General features: G+C 61.0%; 18 protein-coding genes. 10 read left to right on the top strand and 8 right to left on the bottom strand.

Annotation, left to right across the window (positions count from 1 at the left end):
- Position 1: 1 nt before the first annotated feature.
- The 5 genes from HPDFL43_RS05575 (at position 2) to HPDFL43_RS05555 (ending at position 5782) form a co-directional block, all read left to right on the top strand.
- A complete protein-coding gene (locus HPDFL43_RS05575; RefSeq protein WP_007196301.1) occupies positions 2-1021 on the top strand; it encodes an ABC transporter ATP-binding protein in 1020 nt (339 codons plus the stop codon).
- Positions 1014-2051 (top strand): ABC transporter ATP-binding protein, encoded by a 1038-nt coding sequence (locus HPDFL43_RS05570; protein ID WP_007196300.1) that lies wholly within the window; start codon positions 1014-1016, stop codon positions 2049-2051. Before HPDFL43_RS05575 ends, HPDFL43_RS05570 begins: the two co-directional genes overlap by 8 nt.
- Before the next feature lie 24 nt (positions 2052-2075).
- Positions 2076-3776 carry a peptide ABC transporter substrate-binding protein gene (locus tag HPDFL43_RS05565; protein WP_007196299.1) on the top strand — a complete coding sequence of 567 codons (1701 nt, stop codon included), beginning with the start codon at positions 2076-2078 and terminating at the stop codon, positions 3774-3776.
- A gap of 85 nt (positions 3777-3861) precedes the next feature.
- Complete coding sequence (locus tag HPDFL43_RS05560) at positions 3862-4869, top strand: ABC transporter permease (RefSeq protein ID WP_007196298.1); 1008 nt, start codon at positions 3862-3864, stop codon at positions 4867-4869.
- Positions 4862-5782 (top strand): ABC transporter permease, encoded by a 921-nt coding sequence (locus HPDFL43_RS05555; RefSeq protein WP_007196297.1) that lies wholly within the window; start codon positions 4862-4864, stop codon positions 5780-5782. The genes HPDFL43_RS05560 and HPDFL43_RS05555 overlap by 8 nt, the downstream gene beginning before the upstream one ends.
- Before the next feature lie 4 nt (positions 5783-5786).
- On the opposite strand, the gene HPDFL43_RS05550 is transcribed toward HPDFL43_RS05555, so the two are convergent.
- The 5 genes from HPDFL43_RS05550 to HPDFL43_RS05530 all read right to left on the bottom strand — a co-directional run bounded on the left by HPDFL43_RS05550 (position 5787) and on the right by HPDFL43_RS05530 (position 15826).
- Complete coding sequence (locus HPDFL43_RS05550; protein WP_007196296.1) at positions 5787-6686, bottom strand: transglutaminase family protein; 900 nt, start codon at positions 6684-6686, stop codon at positions 5787-5789.
- A gap of 4 nt (positions 6687-6690) precedes the next feature.
- Entirely contained in the window at positions 6691-9075 is a 2385-nt protein-coding gene (locus HPDFL43_RS05545; protein WP_007196295.1) for a circularly permuted type 2 ATP-grasp protein, read from the bottom strand.
- 17 nt (positions 9076-9092) lie between these two features.
- Positions 9093-12437: a transglutaminase family protein gene (locus tag HPDFL43_RS05540; RefSeq protein WP_040449718.1), complete on the bottom strand. Its 3345-nt coding sequence runs from the start codon at positions 12435-12437 to the stop codon at positions 9093-9095.
- 230 nt (positions 12438-12667) lie between these two features.
- On the bottom strand, positions 12668-13135 hold the full coding sequence (locus HPDFL43_RS05535) for a chemotaxis protein CheW (RefSeq protein WP_007196293.1): 468 nt from the start codon (positions 13133-13135) through the stop codon (positions 12668-12670).
- 501 nt (positions 13136-13636) lie between these two features.
- The gene (locus HPDFL43_RS05530) at positions 13637-15826 is read right to left on the bottom strand and encodes a DEAD/DEAH box helicase (RefSeq protein WP_007196292.1); all 2190 of its coding nucleotides are present in this window, start codon (positions 15824-15826) and stop codon (positions 13637-13639) included.
- Between the two features lie 312 nt (positions 15827-16138).
- Here HPDFL43_RS05530 and HPDFL43_RS05525 point away from each other — a divergent pair, with 312 nt between their 5' ends.
- Entirely contained in the window at positions 16139-16654 is a 516-nt protein-coding gene (locus tag HPDFL43_RS05525) for an arsenate reductase ArsC (RefSeq protein ID WP_040449714.1), read from the top strand.
- A gap of 204 nt (positions 16655-16858) precedes the next feature.
- Positions 16859-17749: a LysR family transcriptional regulator gene (locus HPDFL43_RS05520; protein WP_007196289.1), complete on the top strand. Its 891-nt coding sequence runs from the start codon at positions 16859-16861 to the stop codon at positions 17747-17749.
- A 398-nt stretch (positions 17750-18147) separates the two neighbouring features.
- Here HPDFL43_RS05520 and HPDFL43_RS05515 read toward each other — a convergent pair whose 3' ends face one another.
- The 3 genes from HPDFL43_RS05515 to HPDFL43_RS05505 form a co-directional block, all read right to left on the bottom strand.
- Positions 18148-18939 carry an ATP-binding cassette domain-containing protein gene (locus HPDFL43_RS05515; RefSeq protein WP_007196288.1) on the bottom strand — a complete coding sequence of 264 codons (792 nt, stop codon included), beginning with the start codon at positions 18937-18939 and terminating at the stop codon, positions 18148-18150.
- Between the two features lie 11 nt (positions 18940-18950).
- Positions 18951-20297, bottom strand: a complete 1347-nt coding sequence (locus tag HPDFL43_RS05510; RefSeq protein WP_007196287.1) for a sugar ABC transporter permease — start codon at positions 20295-20297, stop codon at positions 18951-18953.
- Positions 20298-20424: 127 nt separating this feature from the next.
- Entirely contained in the window at positions 20425-21453 is a 1029-nt protein-coding gene (locus HPDFL43_RS05505) for a substrate-binding domain-containing protein (RefSeq protein WP_007196285.1), read from the bottom strand.
- Positions 21454-21855: 402 nt separating this feature from the next.
- Here HPDFL43_RS05505 and HPDFL43_RS05500 point away from each other — a divergent pair, with 402 nt between their 5' ends.
- From HPDFL43_RS05500 to HPDFL43_RS05490, 3 genes are read left to right on the top strand one after another with little or no spacing between them, the layout of a single operon-like run.
- Entirely contained in the window at positions 21856-23088 is a 1233-nt protein-coding gene (locus tag HPDFL43_RS05500) for an ROK family transcriptional regulator (RefSeq protein ID WP_007196283.1), read from the top strand.
- Entirely contained in the window at positions 23085-24569 is a 1485-nt protein-coding gene (locus HPDFL43_RS05495) for a di-heme oxidoredictase family protein (protein ID WP_007196282.1), read from the top strand. Before HPDFL43_RS05500 ends, HPDFL43_RS05495 begins: the two co-directional genes overlap by 4 nt.
- Positions 24566-26212 carry a CRTAC1 family protein gene (locus HPDFL43_RS05490; RefSeq protein ID WP_007196281.1) on the top strand — a complete coding sequence of 549 codons (1647 nt, stop codon included), beginning with the start codon at positions 24566-24568 and terminating at the stop codon, positions 26210-26212. Before HPDFL43_RS05495 ends, HPDFL43_RS05490 begins: the two co-directional genes overlap by 4 nt.
- Positions 26213-26269 lie beyond the last annotated feature (57 nt).

Raw genomic sequence — 26269 nt, 5'->3', positions numbered from 1 at the left:
TATGCCAGACACGGCCTCGCCAATTCTGGATGTAAAAGGGCTTAAGACGGTTTTCCGAACCCGTGGCGGCGAAGTGCACGCGGTGAACTCGGTCAGCTTCCATCTGCGACCCGGCGAATTGCTGGGTGTGGTTGGAGAAAGCGGATCCGGAAAATCGGTGACAATGATGTCACTCTTGAGGCTGCTGCCATCACCACCCGCAGAGATGCGCGATGGTGCGGTGATGTTCGGCGGTCAGGATCTACTCAAGATCAGCAACGAGGAGCTGCGCAATGTCCGCGGTTCCAAGATCGGCTTTATCTTCCAAGACCCGATGACATCGCTCAATCCGGTCTACACAATCGGTTACCAGCTTGCCGAGCCGCTGCGCGCCCATATGGGCATGACCAAGGCTCAGGCCCGCACGCGCTCGATCGAGCTTCTGGAACTGGTCGGCATTCCCGATGCCGAACGGCGCCTCAAGGACTATCCACATCAGTTTTCCGGCGGCATGCGGCAGCGGGTGATGATCGCCATTGCGCTGGCCTGTGACCCGCAGGTGCTGATTGCGGACGAACCAACCACGGCGCTGGATGTGACGATCCAGGCGCAGATCATCGAACTGGTCAAGGAACTGCGGCAGAAGCTCGGCATGGCGATCATCTGGATCACCCATGATCTGGGCGTGATTGCCGGGATCGCCGATAGGGTGATGGTGATGTATGCCGGGCAGGTGGTCGAAGAAGGTCCGGTCAAGGAAATCTTTGACGATCCGCAACATCCCTATACTCAGGCGCTGCTGAAAACCGTGCCGGCGGTGCGCGGGCCGCGGGCCGAGAAGCTGCAGGTGATCGAGGGGCAGCCGCCAATCCTCACTGAAGCACCCGCCAGCTGCCAGTTCAGGAACCGCTGCCAGTTTGCGTTTGAGCGGTGCAGCGAGGAAAACCCTTTGCTCACTCCGATTTCCGCACCGGGCCACAAGGCAGCCTGCTTCCTTGTCGACAAGGCCACCACCCCTGCACCGGAGACCGCGCATGGCTGAAGAGACTGCTGTCGGCCCGCTCGTCAAGGTGCGGGACCTCAAGATGTATTTCCCGATACACTCAGGTTTGTTCAAGTCCCATGTCGGTGACATCAAGGCGGTGGACGGCATCAGTTTTGACATCCTGCCGGGCGAGACCTTGGGGCTGGTCGGCGAATCCGGATGCGGCAAGTCCACCGTCGGACGGTCGATCCTGCGGCTTTACGACATCACCGGCGGCACCGTGGAAATCAACGGCAACGAAATCGCACAGGCCGACAGCAACAGCCTTCGCTCCAAGCGGCCGATGATGCAGATGATCTTTCAGGATCCGCAGGCCAGCCTCAATCCACGGATGACGGTGGCCAGCATCATCGCCGAGCCGCTGGACGAGCATCTCGACCTCACGGATGAAGAGCGCCTGGCCCGTGTCTATGAACTGATGGACTGGGTTGGCCTCAACCGCGCCTTCGCAAAGCGCTATCCGCATGAATTCTCCGGTGGCCAGCGCCAAAGGATCGGCATCGCGCGGGCGCTGGCACTCAATCCCAAATTCATTGTTTGCGACGAGCCGATTGCCGCCCTCGACGTGTCGATCCAGGCACAGGTGGTCAACCTGCTTGAGGAACTGCAGGACCGGCTCGATCTGACCTATCTGTTCATCAGCCACGACCTGTCGATGGTGCGCCATATCGCCGACCGGGTCGCGGTGATGTATCTGGGCCGGATCGTCGAGATCGCCTCGCGCGACGAGCTGTTCGCCGAGCCGCTGCATCCTTACACCCAGGCGCTGCTGTCGGCGGTGCCCGAACCCGATCCCGATTATGAACGCACCCGCAAGCCGATCGTGCTGCAGGGCGATGTGCCCTCGCCTGCCAATCCGCCCAAGGGCTGCAACTTTTCCACCCGCTGCCCGAAGGTCATGGATATCTGCCGGCAAATCGAGCCGGACGTGTTTGATTTCGGAGATGGAAGACAGGTGGCTTGCCACCTTTATGCGGACAACACAGCAAAGACCGCGGGATCAACCGCTGGCCAAACAACGAAATAACAATACGAACAAGGAGACAGTCTCATGAAACTCAAGACCATCCTGATGGGTGCCGTCGCCGCACTGGCGTTTGCACCCGTAGCGAACGCCGAGCGCGGCTCGGACGGCGAAGTCAAAATCATCTACTGGCAGGCGCCTTCGATCCTCAACCCGTATCTGTCGGGCGGCACCAAGGACATCGAATCGGCGTCATTGATCGTCGAGCCGCTGGCCCGATTTGACCAGACCGGCAGCCTGGTTCCGTGGCTGGTTGATGAAATCCCGACAGTCGAGAATGGCGGCGTTTCCGCTGATTTGACCTCGATCACCTGGAAGCTCAAGGAAGGCCTCAAGTGGTCCGACGGCACCCCGGTCACCTCGGCTGACGTCAAGTTCACAGCTGACTATTGCATGGCGCCGGATGGCGGTTGTGCACAGAGCGCGAAATTTGATGGTGTGGCAAGCATCGACACCCCGGACGATCTGACGGTCGTGGTCAATTTTGACGGCCCGAAGCCGGTTCCCTACGCTGCATTTGTCGGTGCCCAGTCGCCGATCATCCAGAAGGCCCAGTTCGAAGAGTGTCTTGGCGCCAAGGCGCAGGAATGCACCGCAGCCAACTTCGGCCCGGTCGGCACCGGCCCGTTTGTCGTCACCGACTTCAAGCCGAATGACGTGATCACGATGAAGGCCAACGAAAACTACCGCGATCCGGCAAAGCCGGCCTTCGCAACGCTGACCTTCAAGGGCGGCGGCGACGCTGCGGCCGCTGGCCGCGCTGTCATGGAAACCGGCGAATTCGATTACGCCTGGAACCTGCAGCTCGCTCCTGACGTGATCGCTGCCATGGCCGAAGGCGGCAAGGGCACTCCGGTCTCGGGCTTCGGTACCCTCGTTGAGCGTATCGAGATGAACCTGACCAACCCATCTCCGGACCTGCCGCCGGAAACCCGCGCCACGGCAGCCGAGCCGCACCCGATCCTTTCGGACGAGCGCGTTCGCCGGGCTCTGTCGATGGCAATCGACCGCAACCTGCTTGTGGAAATCGGTTACGGCCAGGCCGGTCGTCCGACCTGCAACCTGGTCCCTGCTCCGGATATCTTTGCATCCGACAACACCGACTGCCTGACCCAGGACATCGAAGGCGCAAAGGCGCTGCTTGATGAAGCCGGCTGGACCGCTGGTGCCGACGGCATCCGCGAAAAGGACGGCATGAAGCTCGAGCTTCTCTACCAGACCTCAACCAATGCAGTGCGTCAGGACTTCCAGGCGCTGATCAAGCAGTGGTGGTCGGAAATCGGCGTCGAAACCGAACTCAAGAACATTGACGCTTCGGTGTTCTTCGGCGGTGACCCGGCTTCCCCGGACACCTTCCAGAAGTTCTACGCGGACGTTGAAATGTACGCCAACAACTTCGACGGCACAGATCCGGAACAGTATCTGGGCCAGTACACCTGCGAAAAGGCTCCACGCCCTGAATCCCAGTGGCAGGGCGAGAACATCAACCGCTTCTGCAACGAAGAGTATGACGCACTTGTTGCCGAGCTCAGCAAGACCGGTGAAATCTCCAAGCGCGCCGAAATTGCCAAGAAGCTCAACGACATGATCACCAAGGACACGATGACCATCGTTCCGCTGGTTGACCGTGGCCGTGTATCGGCTCACTCCAACAGCCTCGGCGGTGTTGTGCTCAACACCTGGGATTCCGAAATCTGGAATGCCGCGGACTGGTACCGCATCAAGTAAGTTGAAATTGGCTGGCCCTGCAAAGGTGGGGCCAGCCTTTTCCTTGTGCACTATACGACAACGCTGCTGAACCGAGGCGTCGCCCATGCTGACCTTTACAATCCGACGATTGTTGCTTGCGATACCGACGCTTGTGCTCATCAGCCTTATCATTTTCCTGCTGCTGGATCTGGCGCCGGGTGACCCGCTTGCGGACCAGCCGCTAAGCATCCCGCCCGAAGTGCGCCAAAAAATGCGTGACGCGCTGGGGCTCGATTCACCTGCCTATGTGCGATATCTGCTGTGGGCAAAACAGTTCTTCTGGGTGGAGCCGCTGGTCTTCTTCGACTGGGTGTTCGGAACCAGCTTCTCGGAAGGTATGCAGCGGATCGTCTCCTGGCAGTTCCGGGCACCGGTTTTCGATATCATCATCCAGCGCATGCCCCAGACACTGTGGGTTGTTGGCCTGGCCTATGTGGTCGGCGTTCTGATCGCATTGCCGATCGGCATCATCTCGGCCTACAAGCAGTATTCCTGGTTCGACCAGGTCGGGACGTTCGTTTCGATGATCGGGTTCTCCGTACCGCCCTTCTTTTCAGGCGTGCTGATGATCGTGATCTTCGCAATCATGCTGCCATGGTTCCCCTCGATCTATGACACCACGCTGGTGGTCAATGACTTTGAGAGCTTTGGTCAGCAGGTCCGCCAGATGACCTTGCCGGTGATGGTGCTGGCACTGCAGACGACCGCACAGCTGTCACGTTTCATGCGCGCCTCGATGCTCGACAACCTCAATCATGATTATGTTCGCACGGCCCGCGCCAAGGGCATGACCGAGAAGGTGGTGCTGCTGGTGCACGTGCTGCGCAACTCGATGATCCCGGTGGTCACCGTGATCGCGCTTGGCATTCCGTCGATCTTCGGCGGTGCGATCATCACCGAGCAGATCTTCAAGGTGAATGGGCTGGGACAGCTGTTGATTACTGCGATCTACGCCAATGACCTGCCGATGGTGCAGACGCTGGCCTTCATCTTCGCCGTGCTGATCGTGCTGTGCAACCTGATCGCCGACGTGCTCTACGGTCTGCTTGACCCGAGGATCCGCTATGACTGACACGCCCGCAGCCAAGCCTCTGATAAAGGACACAACCGGCCGCTCCCAGTGGTGGGATGTCTGGGACCAGTTCAAGACCCACAAGGGTGCACTGTTCGGCGCAGCGGTGTTCCTGTTCATCTTGCTGGCGGTGACGGTTGGCCCGTTCCTGTGGACCATCGAGCCGACATTCATCGACATCCGGGCGCGCAATTCCGGCCCGACGCTGGCGCATCCCTTTGGCACCGACCAGCTTGGCCGGGACATCCTTGCGCGGATGATGGCAGGTGGCCAGGTGTCGATCGCTGTCGGCCTGACCGCCATGGCGATCAGCGTGCTGCTTGGCACACTGATCGGTATTGTTTCGGGCTTCTTCCGCCGGCTCGACGGTCTGCTGATGGGGCTCACGGATCTGTTTCTGGCGCTGCCGTTGCTGCCGCTGCTGCTGGTCATGGTGATGCTGTTCCGCGAAACCCTGTCGCGCGGCTTCGGGCCCGAGATGGGAACCTTCATCCTGATCGTTTCAGCCATCGGCATCACCAGCTGGATGCAAACGGCGCGCATTGTCCGCGGTGAGGTTCTGGCGCTCAAGGAGCGTGAATTCGTGCTGGCCGCGCGCTCGATCGGCACACCGCCGCGCCGCATGATCCTGCGCCATATCCTGCCCAATGTGCTCTCACCAATCATGGTTTCGGCGACGCTGGGGATTGCGACAGCGATCATCACAGAATCCGCGCTGTCGTTTCTCGGGCTTGGCTTTCCGCCAGATTTCCCGACCTGGGGCCGGTTGCTGTTTGATGCGATTGACTATCTTCAGCAGTATCCCGAGCGCGTGTTCTGGCCCGGTCTGGCGATTTCGCTGACGGTGCTGAGCGTCAATTACATTGGCGATGGTTTGCGCGACGCTCTCGATCCAAGGATCCGCGGCCGCTGATCGCTCAGACTGTTGCCAGCGGCAACTCGTCCACCGGAGCCACATCGACCGACTGGTTGCTGGTCTGGCCGCCCGCGGTGCGCATTGCGCCGCGCACCGGCGCGACATCGGCGTAGTCACGGCCATAGCCGACAACGATGTGATCGGTTCCGGCGAATGTGGCGTTGGTCGGATCATACTCGACCCAGCCCGTTTCAGGTCCACACCATGCCGACACCCAGGCATGCATGGCATCAGCACCTTCGAGCCGCGGCTCGCCAGGTGGCGGCAAGGTGCGCAGATAGCCGCTGACATAGCCTGCCGGAATGCCCAGATGCCTGAGCGCGATGATCATGATGTGGGTGAAATCCTGACAGACGCCATGGCGTGCAGCGAAGGCCTCGGCCGCAGGCGTATCCACGGTCGTGGCTTCGGCGTCGAACCGCATTTCGTTGTGCAGCGCCAGGCCGAGATTTGCGACGATGGCGCTGACCGCCAGTCCGTCCACGCCAAAGCCCAAGGACCAGGCGCCGATGTCTCGATCGCTTGGCGTGTAGCGGGCGGGTGCGAGAAAATGCAGGGGGGAGCGCGGCCCGAGATCGCGGTCCTTGTTCAAAGCAAACTTGAGGGCGGCCATATCGCACGAAGGGCCTTCGGGGGCCGCGCCGCCGGTCACGTCGACGCGCGCAGCAAGCGAGATCACGATGTCGCGGTGGGCTTCGGCAAATGCCATTTCGGTCACCTGATTGCCGAAGAAATCCGTTCGGTCGTTCCGGGTCACGGCGTCGGTATCAATGCTTACGCTGCCTGCAATCAGGCGCTGACGCCCTGGAATGCTGAGCGGCATCGCACGCAGGATCTGCCGGGCGCCTGCGGCCGGGGTTTCAAAGGCATAGTCGATGACAAGCTTGATGTCGTAGAGCATGCCCTTATCCCAGATACTGAGCGTGGATATGATCGGTCAGATGACCGATCGACTGACCCAGCGTTACCAGGGCGTCATGATCAAGATCGCCAGGGGTCAGCATAGCAAGGTCCGACTGAATTCTCAGCACCGCACGCGACAGATCGGACAACTGGCCATTGATCTCCGCGCCTGGCAGCAGGCCCACCTGCTCCTTGATCTCATTGACATGGAAAGCGATGGAGCGCGGATTGAGGGGATCAAGCGCCAGCAAGTCGATCACGGTGTCGCGGCTGGCAGTGACCGAATAGCGCCGGCGATGTGTCATGACGCTGTCACCGACTTCGACGCACAGTTCAAACCCGCCCTGCGAACCGGACCATTCGGCAAACTCTGCCAGCAGCTCCGACATCGCCATTGCGCGTTCCAGCGAACGGCCGATGGTGAGAAAGCGCCAGCCGGAAAAATGGTACATGTTCTCGTGCACCAGGCCGGAAAAGCCGGTGATCTTTCTCAGCAAGACACCCATGGCGGCGGCGGCATCTTCACCGGGAAACACGCGTTCGCGCATTTCGGCGACGGTCTGCTCCAGATCTGCCAGCGACGCCCAGGCATCAACGGAAAACCGGTCGCGAACCTGACTGGCTGAGTTCACCGCCATGGCGATGGTCTGCCCGATCGTATCGGGTATCCCGTCGCTGGCATCAACGCCGCGATCGGAGAGGTAGGCTTCGAGGCTGGCGGTCAGCGGGGTCCCCCCCGGCGGGCTTTCGGGCAACCGGCTCAAATGGGCACGGTAGAGACGCAACAGGCCCTCGGCGCGCTCAACGTAGCGGCCCAGCCAGAACAGATTGTCGGCTGCGCGGCTTGGAAGAAGGCCGGGCGAGGTGCGAACGAAGGCCTCACCGGGCTGCGTCAGCATCGAATCCCCGGAAACCGGCTCATCGGAGACCACCCAGACATCGGCCACCGAACCGCCGCGCCTGATCGAGACGGCGGAGGGGTCCTGGCTGTTGGCGGCAAGCCGGGCAAAGCCCCCGGGCATCAGGCGCCAGCCGTCCTGGGTGCGGGCCAGGAACACGCGAATGCTCATGGGACGCGGCGCCATCGCCCCATTCTCCCAGGTGGGCGTGGTCGACAGCGAAACCAGTTCCTGGCCGACAAGGCCCCTGCCCTTCTGCTCAAGCCATGCCTGAAGGTCACCCTCCATTTGTGACATGTCGCCCTTCAGGACAGAACCGGGCTCAGGCTCCAGTGGCAGATGGGTCGAGTTGGCCGGGCCAATCAACATGTTTGCCGCATTGGCCAGCACATGCGCACGCTCGGCTTGCCCACCACACCACCAGGTGGCGATGTTGGGGATGGCAAGCGGTTTTCCGTGCAGCACCTCGGAGAGCTTTGGCAGGAAGGCCAGCATGGCGCGGCTTTCAAGTACGCCTGCGCCAAGGGCATTGACCATGGTGACCGAGCCGGACCGCACCGCGCCAAGCAGGCCCGGGGTGCCCAGGCGCGAGGCGGCGTCGAGCTCCAGCGGGTCAGCCCAGACCGAATCGAGCCTGCGCCACAACACGCTGATTGGTTGCTGGCCAGACACGGTGCGGACCATCAAGCGACCGTTGTCGACCACAAGGTCATCCCCTTCAAGCAGCATCATGCCAAGGTAACGAGCAATGTAGGCATGTTCGAAATAGGTGTCGTTGAGCGGGCCAGGCGTGAGAATTCCGACGCGGCTGCCGTCTTCCTGACGGGCCGCGTTCAGTCCGTCGCGGAAAGCACGGAAGAAGCCGGCCAGCCGTTCCACATTGGCTTGGCTGTAGAAGCTGGAATAGGCGCGCATTGATGCGACGCGGTTTTCAAGCGCATAGCCCGCTCCCGAGGGAGCCTGGGTTCGGTCGCCGAGAACCCACCACCCGCCATCGGGCCCGCGACCGACCTCGAAGGCAAGAAAGTGCAGGAAATGACCAGAGGCGGGCTTTACGCCAACCAGCGGGCGCAGCCATTCAGGGTTGGCGGCGATGAGGCTTGCGGGCAGATGACCATCCGCAACCAGCTGGTTTTCCCCATAAAGATCGGCGACCACCGTTTCGAGCAGATCGGCGCGCTCGGCCAGTCCTTCAGCCAGCGACTGCCATTCGGCAGCCGGCTGGATGACCGGGACCGGACTGAGCGGCCAGTCGCGCGGGCTCGCCCCTTCCCCGTAGCTGCGGACAAAAACGCCGGCATCGCGCAGATACTGGCTTCCGCGGGAGAAGCCGCGCTCGCGGTCTTCGGGGCCAAGCTTCTGGAGATGGCTGATCAGTGCGCGCCAAGCCGGCCGGATGCCGCCATCTGCATCCAGCAGTTCGTCTGGCACACCCGGCAAGGCGGCATAGGCATCGAGGATCGAAGGGCGATCCGGATCTTCAGACATTGCAGTGCTGATCACTTTCAAAGTCCCGGTTTGCGGCGCAGATCCAGTGTCATGGGAAACTCGGGATGTGGCGTTTCCGGCGCAGGCGAGCTCGCGCCCGGGGTGTGGCCACGATGTTCGAAGCGCGCAAGCCTGCGGGCCTCGGCCTCGTTGCCGTTGACAGGAAACGTATCATAGCTGCGCCCGCCAGGATGGGCCACATGATAAACGCAACCGCCAAGCGGCCGGGCTGACCATGTGTCGAAGATGTCAAAGGTCAGCGGCGCATCGACCGGAAGAACCGGATGCAGCGCGAGTGCAGGCTGCCAGGCCTTGTAACGCACGCCACCAACCCCGACACCGGTCTTACCCGTTGGCGTGATCGGTACCGGCCGGCCATTGCAGGTGACCTGGTAGCGTGACGGATCGGCCGTCTCGAGCTTGACCTGAAGCCGCTCGACCGAACTGTCGGTGTAGCGCACGGTGCCGCCGATCGCACCGGTTTCACCGAGCACATGCCAGGGTTCGAGCGCCTGGCGCAGTTCCAGCCGGACGCCCTCATATTGAACTTCGCCGCAGAAAGGGAAACGGAACTCGGCCTGGGCTTCATACCATTCGGGTCTCAATGCGAATCCGTGATCGTGCAGATCGCCCAAGACATCGAGAAAATCCTGCCAGATGAAATGCGGAAGCATGAAACGGTCGTTGAGCGCCGTTCCCCAGCGGGTGAAGCGGCCGGTTGCCGGCTTGTCCCAGAAACGGGCGATCAGCGCGCGGATCAGCACCTGCTGGGCAAGGCTCATGCGTGGCTCGGGCGGCATCTCGAAGCCGCGGAATTCGACCAGACCCAGACGACCGGTGGGACCATCGGGGGAATAGAGCTTGTCGATGCAGATTTCCGCCCGGTGCGTGTTGCCGGTGACATCAGTCATCAGATTGCGCAACAGCCGGTCCACCAGCCAGGGCAGCGGCGGATTGCCTGCATCAGGATGCGGAATCTGCTCCAGCGCCATCTCCAGCTCATAGAGACTGTCATGGCGGGCTTCGTCGATCCGCGGCGCCTGGCTGGTCGGCCCGATGAACAGGCCGGAAAACAGATAGGACAGGCTTGGATGGCGTTGCCAGTGCAGGATCAGGCTGGCGAGAAGATCCGGGCGCCTCAGGAACGGGCTATCAAGCGGCGTTGCGCCGCCAACCACCACATGATTGCCGCCGCCGGTGCCGGTGTGGCGGCCATCGATCATGAACTTGTCGGCGCCAAGCCGGGTCTGCCTGGCCTCTTCATAGACGCCTTCGGTGATCGCCTTGCATTCGTCCCAGTCTGTCGCGGGATGAACATTGACCTCGATGACACCGGGATCAGGGGCGACACGGATCACGTTGAGACGTGGATCATGTGGTGGTCCATAGCCTTCGATGTGCACTTTCAGACCGAGCCCATCAGCGGCCCTCTCGGCAGCAGAGACAAGATCGAGGTAATCCTCCACCTTCTCCACCGGCGGCATGAACACGCACAGACGACCGTCGCGCGGCTCCACTGAAATCGCAGTGCGCACCGCGCCGCCGAGTTCGCCCAGTTCCTGCTCGATACGCTGCTGGGCGGCTTCAGACGCCGTGAAATGCGCCACCGCCTGGCCTGACGCATCCGCGGCCTTCAATGCAGCCAGCGCTTCCTGGGCCGGATCGGGCAGATCGCCGCGCGGTTCGGTCGGATCAGCGGGGTTGATGAAGGGATAGTCGGACTTGGGCACATGCGGCAGCGAGCCGAGCGGCAGGCGGTAGCCCACCGGGCTGTCGCCCGGGACCAGGAACACATGGCCGCGGCGCGTCCTCCATTTTTCCGAGCGCCAGCCATGAGGCGCGGCCTTGGATTGCCAGCGCTGCACCGGCAGGACGAAACCGGAGGGCGTGGCAAGCCCGCGCGAAAACACAGTGGCAATCCGATGCCGTTCTTCCGCATCCTCAAGCTTGGAATTATCCGGCGTCACGTTGTCGGGAAGATTGCCCTCCTTGAGAATCCACTCGGCGGGGTCCTCATAGGCCGGCATCACATGATCGCCTTCAATTCCGAGGTTGTCCGCAATGGCCGAAAGCAGGGCCTCGGCCGTCTCGGGGCTGGCCTTGCCGGTGTCCTCGCCTTCATTGGCAATCAGTTCCGGATTTAGCCAGATCGGCTTGCCGTCGCGCCGCCAGTAGAGCGAAAAGGTCCAGCGCGGCAATGTCTCGCCGGGATACCACTTGCCCTGGCCGTAATGCAGGAAGCCGCCCGGCGCGAAGCGCGCGCGCAGCCGCCGGATCAGCTTGTCCGCCGCCTCACGCTTTTGCGGACCGACGGCGGCGGTGTTCCATTCTTCGCTTTCAAAATCATCGATCGAGACAAAGGTGGGCTCGCCCCCCATGGTCAGGCGGACATCACCCTGCTTGAGCTTCTCGTCGATCTGATGACCCAGCTTGTCGAGCGCCGCCCAACTTTCCTCGCTGAATGGCTTGGTGATGCGCGGATGCTCCGCCATCCGCTTGACACTCATGTCGAAGGCGAAGTCGACTTCGGCGAAACTCGCCAGGCCGGAAATCGGTGCGGCATTTCGGTAATGCGGCGTGGCGGCCAGCGGAATGTGGCTTTCGCCGGTCAGCAATCCGGATGTCGGGTCAAGGCCAATCCAGCCTGCTCCTGGCAGGTAGACCTCCGCCCATGCATGAAGATCGGTAAAATCATGGTCGGTGCCGGCCGGACCATCAAGCGCAACCAGATCCGGCTTGAGCTGGATCAGATAACCCGAGACAAAGCGCGCAGCGAAACCGAGATGCCTGAGAGCCTGAACCAAAAGCCAGCTGGTGTCGCGGCAGGAACCCTTTCCGGTGTTGAAAGTCTCCTCGGGCGTTTGAACACCCGGCTCCATTCTGATGACATAGCCGATCTCATTGGCAAGCTTGGCGTTGAGCCCAACGACGAAGTCCACCGTCCCGGTGGGCTCACGCGGAATTGTGGCGAGGAACTCAGCCAGCCTTGGGCCTGCCGGTTCAGGTGTCTGGTAGATCACCAGATCCGGAGCTATGTCTTCGGAATAGGAAAACGGCCACTTCTCGGCGATGTCTTCGACAAAGAAATCGAACGGATTGTAGACCGTCATGTCGGCAACGAGATCGACTTCGATCTTGAGTTCGCGCACCGGATCGGGAAACACGTACCGGGCCATCCAGTTCCCGTACGGGTCCTGCTGGTAATTGACGAAGTGATTTTCGGGACTGATCTTGAGCGAGTGCGACACAACGCGGGTTCGGCTGTGCGGAGCCGGGCGCAACCGGATGACCTGCGGTCCAAGAGTTACCGGGCGGTCATATCTGTAATGCGTTAAATGGTGAATGCTGGCGAGAATCGACATGCGATGTATCCGTTGATCGGTCGCCGAAGCGGCGCGGATCAACATGCATCGTGGGTTCGACCCTGTCCACTGCCTATAGCGCGGAGCTCATATGCAGCCAACGGGCATTCAATCTGCCCCCGCGCGGCCAACGCCCCTGGCCCGGTCTTCACCAATCCGCAAAAGAGCGCGCGTCTGGCATAGGCCGGACGCGCGCTCCTTTTACAGGATCAAGAATGAAGCTCGGAGGCTCAGGCGGCGAGTTCGCCTTCCTCGTCCAGCAGCGAGTCGAGGTCGAGATGCGAAATCATCTGCTTGTCCTTGGCGATGATCGCCGTGGTCATGCGCTGAATTTCGGTGGCGCCGACTTCGGGAACGGACTGAATTTCGTCTTCAGTCACCGTTACCATGTCGGACACATTGTCGACCAGAAGGCCAACAAGCTGATCGCGAATGCCTGTCACAATAATGGCCGAACGCTCTGTCGGCTCTATTGCCGCAAGGCCGAGGCGCAGAGCCATGTCGATAACCGGGATAACAGTACCGCGCAGGTTGATGACGCCCAGAACGTGATTGGGAGCATGGGCCAGCGGAGTTGCCGGAGCCCAGCCGCGAATTTCCCGGACCGCCATGATGTTCACACTGAACACCTGCTCGCCGAGGAAAAACGAAATGATCTCAAGACCTGAAGTCTTGTTCTCGGTTTGCGTATCGTTCATCCTGTCCTCACTTAAAGTGGCCCGGAAAGACCAGGCGCCGAAGTGCCTTCTGGTTACGGTTCCGGACATTCCGGTTTGATAATTCTGGAAAGTGGCACATCAAACTTGCATGTGCCTGTTGCCGATATTGCAACGTGAGGGAACTGCATCATGCAAAGGACCCAAGTCCTCTTCCCACGTGTGAATACAAACACTCTTTCGTTAAGAATATGGAAACAACTGTGGTCGGCGAAACACAATTTATTGGGGGTATATTTGTCGAGGTGCAGACAATGCCTGCCACCCCATCAGCCGGTAGCAAAAACACCCGTTGATCCAAGGATCAGCGCCGCCGTCTGACAGACGTGTTTTTTCTCTCCAATGCGACGCAGAGGCCGACCGGTTCTGTGCCCAGCGCAAAGAGCCTGGACGCATCGCTCAACGCAGCTGGACTGATTGCAACGCAGCCTGGCGAGCCGTAGGGCAAACCCTGCTGCTGCTCCCGGCCAGCGCTGCCGCGCTTCAGCCTTTCGGTTTGCGCTTCAATCCGCCTGTGCCGTCGCCTTTGCCCGAAACGGCGCCGGTAGACGGCCCCTTGCGGTGCGCCTTCGCCGGTTTGTCGCGGGGCTTGAACTCAGGCTTGCCATCCGGACGCTCGCGTTTTCCGCCCTTCGGCTTGGTCTTGTCGCCGGCAAAGCCCTTCGGCTTGTCACCGGAATACGGTTTGGCAGCGCGCTTTTCCTTGCGGGCAGCAGCGGGTTTGTCCGCACCCGCCTTTTTGCCATCGGGACCGGCCGGACCTGGCGCCGGCGGGATGTCGTCATAGGGCCAGACGCCGGGTTTGGCGCCCGCGGGCAGATCGTCTGGAGCGCCGGGTTTGCGGTCCGCATAGACGTCATCGCGCGGTGGCCGGTCATTGCGCTTTGACTTGCCACCGGTAAAGGGGCGCTTCTTGGCATAATCAGGCTTGGGCCGCTCCGGCCGCGCGCTCTCGGTCGAGGCACCGGCCGCACGCTCACGCGGCGCGTATGGGGCGCCTGCGCCTTCTGCCGCCCTGGGTGGGCGTGGTGGACGGGGGGCGCGTGCGGGTGCCTGCGGCACACCTTCGAGCCGGGTTACGGTGATATTCTTCTCGATTTTGCGAGAGGGGCCGATTGAAGCCTCGAACTTGGCCGCGGAGTCTCCCGAGATTTCCACATGGGTCTCAAGATCAAGAATCCGGATCGAGCCGATCTCGGCCTTGGTGATGTGACCGGCACGGCAAAGCATCGGCAGCAACCAACGCGGCTCCGCGGATTGCTTGCGGCCCAGCGAGAGCGAGAACCAGACGGCATTCTGCAGCGCCACATGGTCGCGCGGCGCCCGCTCAGGATAGGTGCCGCCCGGTGCGGTTACAGGACCGTTTTCAATCAGTTCCTCTGGCGCCGAGCGCCCGGCGCGGTGCGCCCGCATCAACGCCGCGGCCACCTTTTCAGGTCCATGACGCTCGAGCAGTGCCTTGACCATGTCAGCCTCGTCCTCACCGATCTCGGCTTCGAAATGCGGATCAGCGAGAAGCCGTTCATCATCACGCGCCAGAATTTCCTCTGCCGAGGGCGGACGGGCCCAGGCGGCCGAAATCCGGGCATCCGATAACAGCCGCTCGGTGCGGCGGCGGGCATTGTAAGGCACGATCATGGCCGAGACGCCCTTGCGCCCGGCACGCCCGGTGCGGCCCGAACGGTGCAGCAGGGTTTCGGGCGACTTCGGCAAATCGGCATGAATGACGAGTTCGAGATCCGGCAGATCAAGGCCGCGGGCGGCGACATCGGTCGCCACGCAGACCTTGGCGCGACCGTCGCGCAGTGCCTGCAGCGCATGGCTGCGTTCGTTCTGGCTCAGCTCGCCCGAAAGCGCGACGACGGCAAAGCCGCGGTTTGAAAACCGGGCCGTCAGATGATTGACAGTGGCGCGGGTGCTGCAGAACACGATTGCATTCTTGGCATCGTAAAATCTGAGCACATTGATGACGGCGTTTTCGCGGTCATTGGGCGCGACCGACAGGGCCCGGTATTCGATGTCGAGATGCTGTTTCTGTTCGCCGGCGGTGGTGACCCTCACGGCCTTGGTCTGATAGCGCTTGGCAAGGTTTGCGATGCCGGAGGGCACCGTGGCCGAGAACATCAGCGTCCGGCGCTGGTCAGGAGCCGCGTCAAGGATGAACTCGAGATCATCACGAAAGCCCAGATCCAGCATCTCGTCGGCTTCATCGAGAACAACGGCGCGGATCGAGGTGAGATTCAGCGAACCTCGCTCAATATGATCGCGCAGACGCCCTGGCGTGCCGACAACGATGTGCGCGCCGCGCTGAAGTGTCCGGCGCTCGGTCATCATGTTCATGCCGCCAACACAGGTCGCAATCTGCGCGCCCGCTTCCGCATATAGCCAAGCGAGCTCCCGCTCAACCTGGAGAGCCAGTTCGCGGGTCGGGGCAATCACAATCGCCAGCGGGGTTTCGGCACGCGGCAGCCTGTCTTCCTCGCCCATCAGCGTCGGCGCCAGCGATATGCCAAAGGCCACCGTCTTGCCGGAGCCGGTCTGGGCGGAGACCAGAAGGTCCGCGTCGCGCAGTTCCGGTGCGAGCATGGATTCCTGCACCGGGGTCAGCGCATCATAGCCGCGTTTTGTCAGCGCACGGTCAATGGCTGAATGGATATCTGTCCTGGACGTCATCGTTTTCTTTCATTTGGGGGATACCAGCACCTGGACCAAGCCGGGCCGGTGAGGCGAACATGGAAGACAATCCACCAATTTCGCCGCATGTTGCAGCGGTATAGGGCATCACGGCCAAGGTTCAAAGCCTCAAATTCGTGGCCACCCGGGCACAGCGCCTCCGCGGGCCCAAGCTCACTGCAACCTTAAAGCAGCCTGGATTTCCCAGAAGGCATCTTGCGAAAGTCGATGATTCATATATTCTTGATATCTCGATATTGGGAGCATCGGTCTACACGATCGTGGGAGGCCGTGACGGAGGATCTGGCGACCATGGCCGAAAAAGTCTTCAATGTGCTGTTTCTTTGCACAGGCAATTCCGCCCGCTCGGTGATAGCCGAAGCGATCATGAACCGGGTCGGTCAGGGGCGGTTCAAAGCCTATTCCGCCGGCTCGCAACCCAAGGGCGAGGTCCATCCCTACACGCTGGATCTGTTGCGCCAGATGAACTTCGATACCGCCTTTGCCCGTTCCAAGGACTGGAGCGAATTTGCCGAGCCGGGAGCGCCGGAACTCGATTTCGTGTTCACCGTGTGTGACAACGCAGCCAACGAAGCCTGCCCGGTCTGGCCCGGCCAGCCGATGACAGCGCATTGGGGCGTCCCCGACCCGGCAGCGGCGGAGGGAACGGAAGCCGAAAAGCACCTCGCCTTTGCAGAGGCCTACCGGATGCTCGATTCGCGCATCTCGATCTTCACCAGCCTGCCACTCAGCAGCATTGACCGGCTTTCCCTGCAGAAGCGGCTCGATGACATCGGTAGGACCGGTGAAATCGACGGGGCAGCGTGATTTCCGAAAGCTGGCACGGCTGACCTCGTTTCGTTGAGGCTGTGAGGCCTCCATGGACAGCGTCAGGCCGGATGGAGCGCGTCATGTGCCGGTTCGCCCCACTGCGGGGCGCAGACCACCTACCCGGCCTTGACCGCTTCGAAGCGATGCCGCAAAATCCGCTGATTGCCGTCTTTTAAGCGCGCGGCAGACAGCGGAGCCGTTATGGATTGGGATGATATCAGGGTTTTTCTTGCCGTCGCACGCGCGGGCCAGATTCTGGCAGCAGCCCGACGGCTTGGGATCAACCATGCCACGGCAGCCCGCCGGATCACGTCGTTGGAAACAGCCCTTGATGCACAGCTGATCGTGCGCCGCACCAATGGCTGTGGGCTGACCGGCGAGGGCGAGGCTTTTCTGCTGCACGCCGAACGCATGGAAGCGGAAATGCTAGCGGCGCAGGCCACTCTGGGACGCACCGACAGCGCCATCTCGGGCACGGTCCGCATCGGCGCGCCGGATGGTTTCGGTGTTTCGTTTCTTGCGCCCCGGCTTGGGTCACTTACGGCACGGCATCCCGATCTTCGGCTGCAACTGGTGCCGGTTCCACGCAGCTTCTCGCTGCCGCAACGCGAAGCCGATATCGCGATCACAGTGGAGCGGCCAGCGGAAGGCCGGCTGGTGGCGCGCAAGCTGGTGGACTACTCCCTCTCGCTCTATGCCTCGCGCAGCTATCTCGAGGCCCATGGAACGCCAAAGCGCACCGAAGATCTCAAGGAGCACCGGCTGATCAGCTATGTCGAGGATCTGATCTTCTCGCCCTCGCTGCAATTCACCCGCGAGATCCTGCGCAACTGGACAGCCCAGTTCGAAATCTCCAGCGCCACCGGCCAGACCGAAGCCGTGCGGTCCGGCGCGGGCGTCGCGGTGCTGCATGATTACATCGCCGGGTTCGATTCAAGCCTTGTGCGTCTGCTGCCCGAGCACCGCATCGAGCGCTCCTACTATATGGTCTATCATGAATCGGCACGTGATCTGGCGCGGGTCCGTACCGTGGCAGACCACATCTCGGCAATCGCCCAGGATCACAAGACAATGTTCTTTCCCGGAAAATAGGCTGCCCGATGGCCTGTTCGGCGTGCCATCATGCGTTGTCTGTCGCCCAGAAAAACAAAACGCCTGCCGGGTTGGACCCGACAGGCGCTTGTACTCTGTCACGACACCTGACCGGTGCTTGGGAGGAGGATCCCGGTGCAAATGGCCGTGACGACTGCCAAACCGGACTGGGAGGAGGAGATGTCCAGTGTGGCGTTGATTTGGATATGGGACATAGAATGCTGCATTGCAATAGAGTCTGCGGAATTTTTCTGACCTTCTGATAAACAAATGTGAGATCAGTAACAATTCGTGTTTAAAATGTCACACATTATGGGCTGTTCCTGCCCGCCAAATTCCACATTAATATATTGATATATATACGAAAACCGGGATCTCTCCCGGCTTCCTTCAAGCTGTTACGCGGTCTGAAGCGCACCTGGTCCCGGGATCGCCCCGGGGGGGCATTTGCCCATGATGATCATGCCCAACACCTCGTCCTTGGTCACATCCGAGGTCTTTGCATGTCCGACCACCTGACCGTTCTTCATCACGCTGACGCGGTCAGCCAGATCGAACACATCATGGATATCGTGGCTGATCAGAAAGATACCTATTCCCTCTTTCTTGAGCTGCTTGATCAGATCTCCGACCTGCTCGGTTTCCTGAGGTCCCAGTGCCGCTGTGGGCTCGTCCATGATGAGGATGCGAGCGTTGAACAGGATTGCCCGGGCAATGGCAACGGATTGCCGCTGACCACCCGACAGCTTGCTGACCGGATCCTTGAAGCGCTGGAAGTTGGGGTTGAGACGCCCCATCACCTTTCGCGCTTCCGCTTCCATGGCTATATCATCCAGCGTGCCCCAGGCAGTCTGGAGTTCACGCCCGAGATAGAGGTTGGCAGCCGCATCGACATTGTCCGCAACAGCCAGCGTCTGGTAGATCGTCTCGATGCCATACTTCTTGGCATCGCGCGGATTTTCGATATGGGCTTCCTCGCCATTGATGAAGATCTTGCCGGTGTCGCGTTTGTAGGCGCCCGAAACGATCTTGATCAGCGTCGATTTGCCGGCGCCATTGTGGCCAAGCAGCGCCACCACTTCACCTGGAAACAGATCCAGAGAGGCGTGGTCCACAGCCTTGATGCCTCCAAAGGCAATTGAGATGTCGCGGAGTTCGACCAAGGGGGTTTTGTTTTCAGTCTCTGACATGATGGCTCTCCCTACTTGGCCCGGTTGCGGTACATGGTGTCGATCCAGACAGCGACAACAAGGACGCCGCCGACGACCATCTGCTGAATGGCAGCATCAAAGCCGATCAGCACCATGCCGGTCTGCAGGGACTGCATCACGACAGCGCCAAGGATCGCGCCATAAATGGTACCGATGCCGCCTGCAAACGAGGTTCCCCCGATCACAGCTGCGGCGATCACGTAAAGCTCGTCAAGCGTACCCAGATTGTTGGTTGCCGAATTGAGGCGGGCGCTGGCGATCACCGCGGACAGACCGCACAGCAGGCCCATCAGCGCAAAGATCTTGACCGTCACCCAGCGGGTGTTGATGCCTGCGAGTTCTGCAGCTTCGGGATTGCCGCCAATGGCAAAGACGTACCGGCCGAAGCGCGTGCGTGCGGTCAGGAAGGTCATGACAATCCCAACCGCCAAGAGAATGAGCACCGGGATTGCGAAGCCATGCGAGATGAAGATCTCGTTGACCGGTGTGGTGATGTTGTTGGCCTCGACATACTGGCGCACGATGCCGCGCGGCCAGTAGTAGCTGTTGACCAGCAGCACAAATCCGATGGTTACGCCACATCCCACTGCGCCCAGGAAGATCTCGGCCCACATTGGCCGGAGCGGAAAATTGTAACGGCTGCGCTGACGGCGGCCGCTGACCAGCAAGGAGACGATTCCAAGGCAGATCAGAATCCCGACGATCCAGCTGCCGGTGGCGCCGATGGCCCCATAAGGTCCGCCGCCAAGCAGCGCGAAGGTCGTGTCGACCGGCGAGATTGTTTCGCCGCGGGCCAACAGAAAGGCCGCACCGCGCCAGACCAGCAGTCCGCCAAGGGTGACGATGAACGCCGGAATGTTGAGGTAGGCAATCAAGTAGCCATGGAACGCACCAATCGCGGCGCCAATCAGCAGGCCGCAGATGACGGTGATGATCCAGATCAGAGGGTGGCCGAGCCCAAGATACTCCGGCAGCACCCAGACCTGGATGATCGCCATCATCATGGCGCAAAATCCGAGGATCGAACCCACGGAGAGGTCGATGTGGCGGGTCACGATAACCAGAACCATACCCGTCGCCATTACTCCGATTGAGGCGGTCTGAACGGAAAGGTTCCAAAGGTTTCGCGCAGAAAGGAAAGCGCCACGGCCATTGACGATCTCGCCATAGAGATGGAAACCGACCCAGATCGCGAGCAACGCGACGATCATGCCGAGCAATCGGACGTCGACCTCGGTGGCGCGCAGGAACCGTGTGAACGGCCCCTCGTTCTCCACGCGGCCGGCGCCGGTATTGGTTTTTGATGTTGTTTCGCTCACCTGGACTCCCCCATCCATATGCAACTCTTGGCACAGGCTTGGCCGACAGATCAGTCGCCGGCAGGCTCCACCGCAAAACCGGCAAAGCGGTTCCTGCGCCGAGACACAGTCCCGGCGCAGGTTTCGTTCAATTGATGTCTGGAATTCAGCAACCGTTCACGCCGTCCATTGCACCTTCGCAGACCTTGTCCTTGGCAATGTGACCAGCGTCGATGACGACGTTGATGTTGTCCTTGGTGATCGGGGTCGGGTCGAGGAAGATGGCGTTCATCTCAACGCCCTTGGCGCCGCCGGACCACTTCACTGCACCCGGGATCTCAGTCATCGACTTGCCTTCAGCCAGCATCGCGGCGATGTCGCCGGCAGCCTTGCCGAGTGCGCGGGCGTCTTTCCAGACCGACACGGTCTGAGTGCCACGGGCAACGCGGTTGAGTGCAGCATGGTCGCCATCCTGGCCACCGACCGGAATGTTGAGCCCCTGGGCGGACAGCGCAGCGATGACGCCACCGGCCATGCCATCGTTCTCGGCAAGAACCGCATCAACCTTGTTGTCGGCTGCGGTCAGGATCTGCTCCATGTTCTTCTGGGCATTGTCCGGCTTCCAGCCATCGGTGAAGGCTTCGCCAACGATCTTGATCTTGCCGGCCTCAACGTCGGCACCGATGACTTCCATCATGCCTTCGAGAAGGAACAGCGCATTCGGGTCGCCCTTGTCGCCCTTGATGATGGCATAGTTGCCTTCCGGTTGCACGGCCTTGACGGTTTCAGCAATGATGCGGCCCACGCCCTTGTTGTCGAAGGTGAGGTAGAACGCGCGGTCGTCTTCGATCAGACGGTCATAACCAAGCACCGGAATACCTTCGGCGGCAGCCTTGTCGACAGCAGCGCCGACTGCGCCCGAGTCAACGGACAGAATCACCAGAGCGTTGGCGCCCTGGGCGATCAGGCTTTCAACATCAGTGAGCTGCTTGGCAGCAGAAGCCTGAGCATCAGCCGAGATGTAGGTGTCACCATTGGCTTCGATGGCAGCCTTCATTGCGGCTTCGTCGGTTTTCCAGCGCTCTTCCTGAAAGTTTGACCAGGACACGCCGATGACGTTGCCGTCCGCGAATGCCGCAGTGGTCATGGTGAGCACAATGGCCGAACCGGCCAACAAATTGATGATGGATTTCATGATGTCCTCCCGAGGAAATTACCTGCCGGACAGAGCCTCCCCTGCCCGGTCTCATGTCAACTGCACCACCAGCCAACAAAAGGCAAGCTTTTTTCTCGACAGTCGAGAAAATTGATGCCAGTGTCCCCGCACGCTGAAAACCTGACCTTTGCAATCGAGGTCGCCGGTCTCTTCCCCCCGTTGAGGATGGAAGACGAGAGGCCCATTAAGACAAGGCAGGCAGCGCCCCGAGACCCGTCCGCCCGACTGGTTTAAGGGAGGAGAAACGGGCGCAAAACAGCCGGGCGGCATGGGAGCAGGCGGCTTCGAAAGAGATCGCCAGGCCGCAGGCAAGCGGGGAACGACATTGACACCAGGCCAGGGTCAGATTGACTGGATCGCCATGAGTGGGCGACGACAATCATGCTGACCAAATCCAGCACAGAGCTTATTCGCCGGCAGAACCGCGCCCTGGTGCTCAAGGCGCTCAGGCGCAAGAGCGGGCAGTCGCATACGGAACTTGCGGCAGAGACCGGACTTGCCTCGGCAACCGTGACTGCGATCACGCACGAACTGGAAAGTGAGCGCGTGGTCGAGCGTGCAGAAGCGCCGCCTGCCGCGGGCAGAGGCCGACCGAGAATCCTGTTTCTTCAGCGCCGCGCCGCAGCCTATGCCGCCTTCGTACGGGTCTCCTCGGATGTGCTCCAATACTCACTGGTCGATTACTCCGGCACGCTGATTGACCGGATCGACGAAAAGCGCACCAACAGCGGGGAGAAGGCTGAAACATTCGTTGCGGGCGTCCAGTCGACACTGGCCCGGCTGGCCCGGCGCGCCGGTATCGACCGGTCTGCGCTTCTGGCGATCTCCATCTCATCGAAAGGCCTGGTTGCCGACGACAACGTGACCTTGTTGTGGTCGCCTGTGCTGGGAGACCAGCAGATCAATTTTCAACGGGTTCTGGAACAGGATTGGGATGCCAGGATCACCCTCAGTCACGAGAGCCTTCTGGTTGCCAGCGCCTTGCACACGTCGCTCAGCAGGCAGCAGGACGCGCCAATCCCCCGACTGGCGGCCCTCTCGCTGGGCCATTCGATCGGCCTCGGCATCGTCACCATGGAAGAGAGCGGCAATCCGCAACCGCGGGCGCCCGGATTCGGGCACATGATTCACGTCCAGGACGGCGCTTTATGCCGCTGCGGCTCGTCCGGCTGCATCGAGGCTTACGCCGGATTTTACGCGATCCTGCGCGCCTCCTTCGAGGTTCCACCAAACACCATTCCAGCGCCGTTCGTACCCTTCAACGAAATCGAACACATCGCCAAACTGGCCCGGCGCGGCGATCGCATGGCTGAATTCGCGTTTCGGCAGGCCGGTACAGCGCTTGGTAACGGGCTGGCACGACTGATCAGCCTGCACGGAAAGATGCCGGTGATCTTCACCGGACCGGGAATCCGTTTTTTCGAGCTGATGCGGCCGGGCATCGACCAGGGTCTGTCAGCATCCCTGGGCACCCGCATTGAGGGCCCACCGGAGATCTCGTTGTCCATTGATGAAGAACGCCTGGTCTTTGACGGCCATCTCAACCATACCATGGCGGCAATTGACCGCGACATCATTGCGCCCAAGATCCTTGGGCGAGGAGGAGCACAATGAAAATCAGGGTTTTGCATCCCCGGGGCCTGCCGCTGAGCCTGTCGGTGATCGGGGCGGCCCTTGGCCTGCAGCTAGCAATGGGCGCGGCCTTGGCTGAGCAGACTGACGCAGCCTCATCAGCGGATTTCGCAAACGCGCCCTGGTCGGAAAGCAGTTCTGCACTTGGTTCGCTTGATCAGATGCCAACGGGGCTCTTGTCCCGGCGCGAGCTGATCGATCTCAACGCGGTCGGAGAAGCGCTGTTTCTGGACCGCTTCACAACGCTCGATGGCGCAGGCAGGCCGGAGGCGACGCAGGCCATCGATCCGACGCGGCGCAAGCATCCGCGCGAGCAGCTGTTCTTGCGCACTGCGGGGCCCGACGGCGGCTCCTGTGCGGCCTGCCACAACCAGCCGACGCTCGGCGGCGCGGGGGACTTTGTCACCAATGTCTTTGTCTCCGAGGGTTTTGAAAGCGCCGATTTCGATTCACTCGATCCTCAGTTTTCCAACGAACGCGGCACCAACCATCTGTTTGGCGCGGGGCTTGTCGAACTGCTTGCCAGGGAGATGAGCCGGGATCTGCAGGCGATCCGTGACGAGACCTTGGCAAAGGCCAGAGCGACCGGTCAAACCGTCCGGCTCGTGCTTGCGACCAAAGGTGTGGAATTCGGCTTCATCTCTGCAGAACCCGACGGTTCGGTGCGGCTCGACGAACTTGATGGCGTGGACACCGATCTTGTGATCCGCCCCTTCAGCCAGAAAGGCGTGATGACGTCTCTGAGGCAATTCACCGTCAATGCACTCAACCATCATCACGGCATGCAGCCGGACGAACGCTTTGGCGCGCGCTGGACCGGGTCTGACGACTTTGATGGCGATGGGATAGCGCGCGAAGTCAGCGACGCCGATATCTCTGCGCTGGTCGCCTGGCAAGCAACCTTGCGGCCGCCCAAACAGGTTGTGCCGCAGGTCGAAGGATGGCCCGCAGCAGCAAAGCAAGGCGAAACCCTGTTTGGCGAATTTGGCTGCGCCAGCTGTCACCGCCCTCACCTGCCGCTCGACAGTCTGGGGTTTGCCGATCCAGGCCCGTTCGATCTTGCCGGCACACTCAATGATCGCCAGGTGAAGGCTTCGGCGATCTACGATCTGGAGCTGATGGAATGGGCTGCAAACCTGCCGCGTGACGATCAGGGCCGGGTGTTGGTGCCGCTGTTTGGCGACCTCAAGCGCCATGTGATGACGGACAACCAGATCGACGCGCTCGGCAATGAATTGCTGTCACAGCGTTTTGTCGACCGGAACATCTTCCAGACAACGGAACTCTGGGGCGTGGCCTCAACGGGCCCCTATGGCCACCGCAATGATTTCACCACACTTGACGAAATCATTCTGGCCCATGGCGGCTCGGCACGCCAATCACGCGATGCCTATGCTGCAAGTGCGGATGAAGACAAATCCGCCCTGATCGCGTTTCTCAAGACACTGGTGATTGCTCCATGACGTTCGTGCGCTCCTGTTTCTACCTTGGCCTCTCCGGCCTTCTCTGCACCGGCACTGTGACGGCGGAACAACCAGGTTTCACCACCGATGTGCCAAGCCTCCAGGAAGAAGCCATCGCGGCCGGGATAGACCACAGCTACACCGGACCGTGGGAGTTTTTTGTCGGAGGTGGCGCGGCCAGCCTGGATTGCAATGGCGACAGGTTGCCGGACCTGTTTCTTGCCGGCGGCAGCTCGGCTGCGGGGCTGTTTGTCAACCAGAGCGAGACCGGCGGGGCACTGTCGTTCAGGCAGATGGAAATGGATCTCGAGCCTGAAGATCTCGGGAAGGTGCTCGGTGCCTACCCACTCGATATTGACAATGACCGGCACACGGATCTCGTTTTGTTGAGACTGGGACGCAACATCGTCCTCAAGGGCGGACCGAACTGCAATTTCGAGAAGGCAAACCGGGACTTTGGCTTCGATGGCGGGCGTGCCTGGTCAACAGCCATGTCGGCGACTTGGGAAGGCGAAAACCGGTTTCCGACGATTGCAATCGGCAACTATGTCGACCGATCCGCACCAGGCACCCCTTTCGGAACCTGCGAGCCCAATGCGCTGCTCAGACCGGGCGCCGGAGAGACACCGGACTACTCCGGCGTGCGAATGCTCGAACCCGGCTATTGCGCACTTTCGATTCTGTTTACCGACTGGAACAGGTCGGGCAAGCCGGATTTGCGGATCACCAATGACAGGCAATATTACCGGGGCGGCGAGGAGCAGCTTTGGGATATGCGCGATGGCCAGGCCCCGCGTCTCTATTCCTCTTCTCAGGGGTGGCAGCGATTGACCATCTGGGGAATGGGCATTGCAGAAACCGACTTCGATGCCGATGGCCTGCCCGAATATGCTTTGACCTCGATGGGCGACACCAAGCTTCAGAAGCTTGACGACGAGGCTGATGAGAACCGGCCAACCTACCGCGATATCGCGTATGAAATGGGTGCCACGGCACAACGTCCCTATACCGGCGGTGACTCCAAACCCTCAACCGGCTGGCATAGCCAGTTTGCGGACATCAACAATGACACGCTGACTGATCTGTTCATCGCCAAGGGCAATGTTCAGGCGATGCCCGATTTCGCCGGCTTCGACCCGGACAATCTGCTGCTTGGCAGTTTTGACGGCAGGTTCCACGAGAAAGGCGACGCGGCCGGCATCGCATTGGATACTCGAGGCCGCGGTGCGATTGTCGAGGATTTCAACATGGACGGCATGCTTGACCTTCTGGTGGTCAACCGCGAGCACCCGGCAAGCCTTTTTCGCAATCTTGGCGCCAAGACGGACTGGGGACACAGACCGCTCGGCAACTGGGTCAAGATCGAACTCGACAATGGCGACATCAATCCAGCGGGCGTCGGCTCGCTGATATCGGTGCGCACAGGCACGCGCACGCAGACACGCAGGCTGCAGGTTGGCGGCGGCCACGCGTCAGGACAGGCAGGCTTTGCCCATGTTGGTCTCGGGGTCTCGGAACGCGCCACAATCCGCGTGCAGTGGCCAGATGGGGAGTGGAGCCATCCTTACCGGGTGTTTGCCAATCAGCATGTGCGCATTGTTCGCGGCGAAGCCGATGCGCGGTACTGGTATCCCGTGAAATAGACTTTCAGCCCGTCAAAGCCTCCGGGCTTTGCAACGACCCGTGAACATTCAGCGAAA

Origin of the sequence: Hoeflea phototrophica DFL-43 (genome assembly GCF_000154705.2) — a bacterium.
Lineage (GTDB): Bacteria > Pseudomonadota > Alphaproteobacteria > Rhizobiales > Rhizobiaceae > Hoeflea > Hoeflea phototrophica.
Note: the sequence above shows the minus strand (reverse complement) of the source record. Positions and strands in the feature narration are given on the sequence as shown.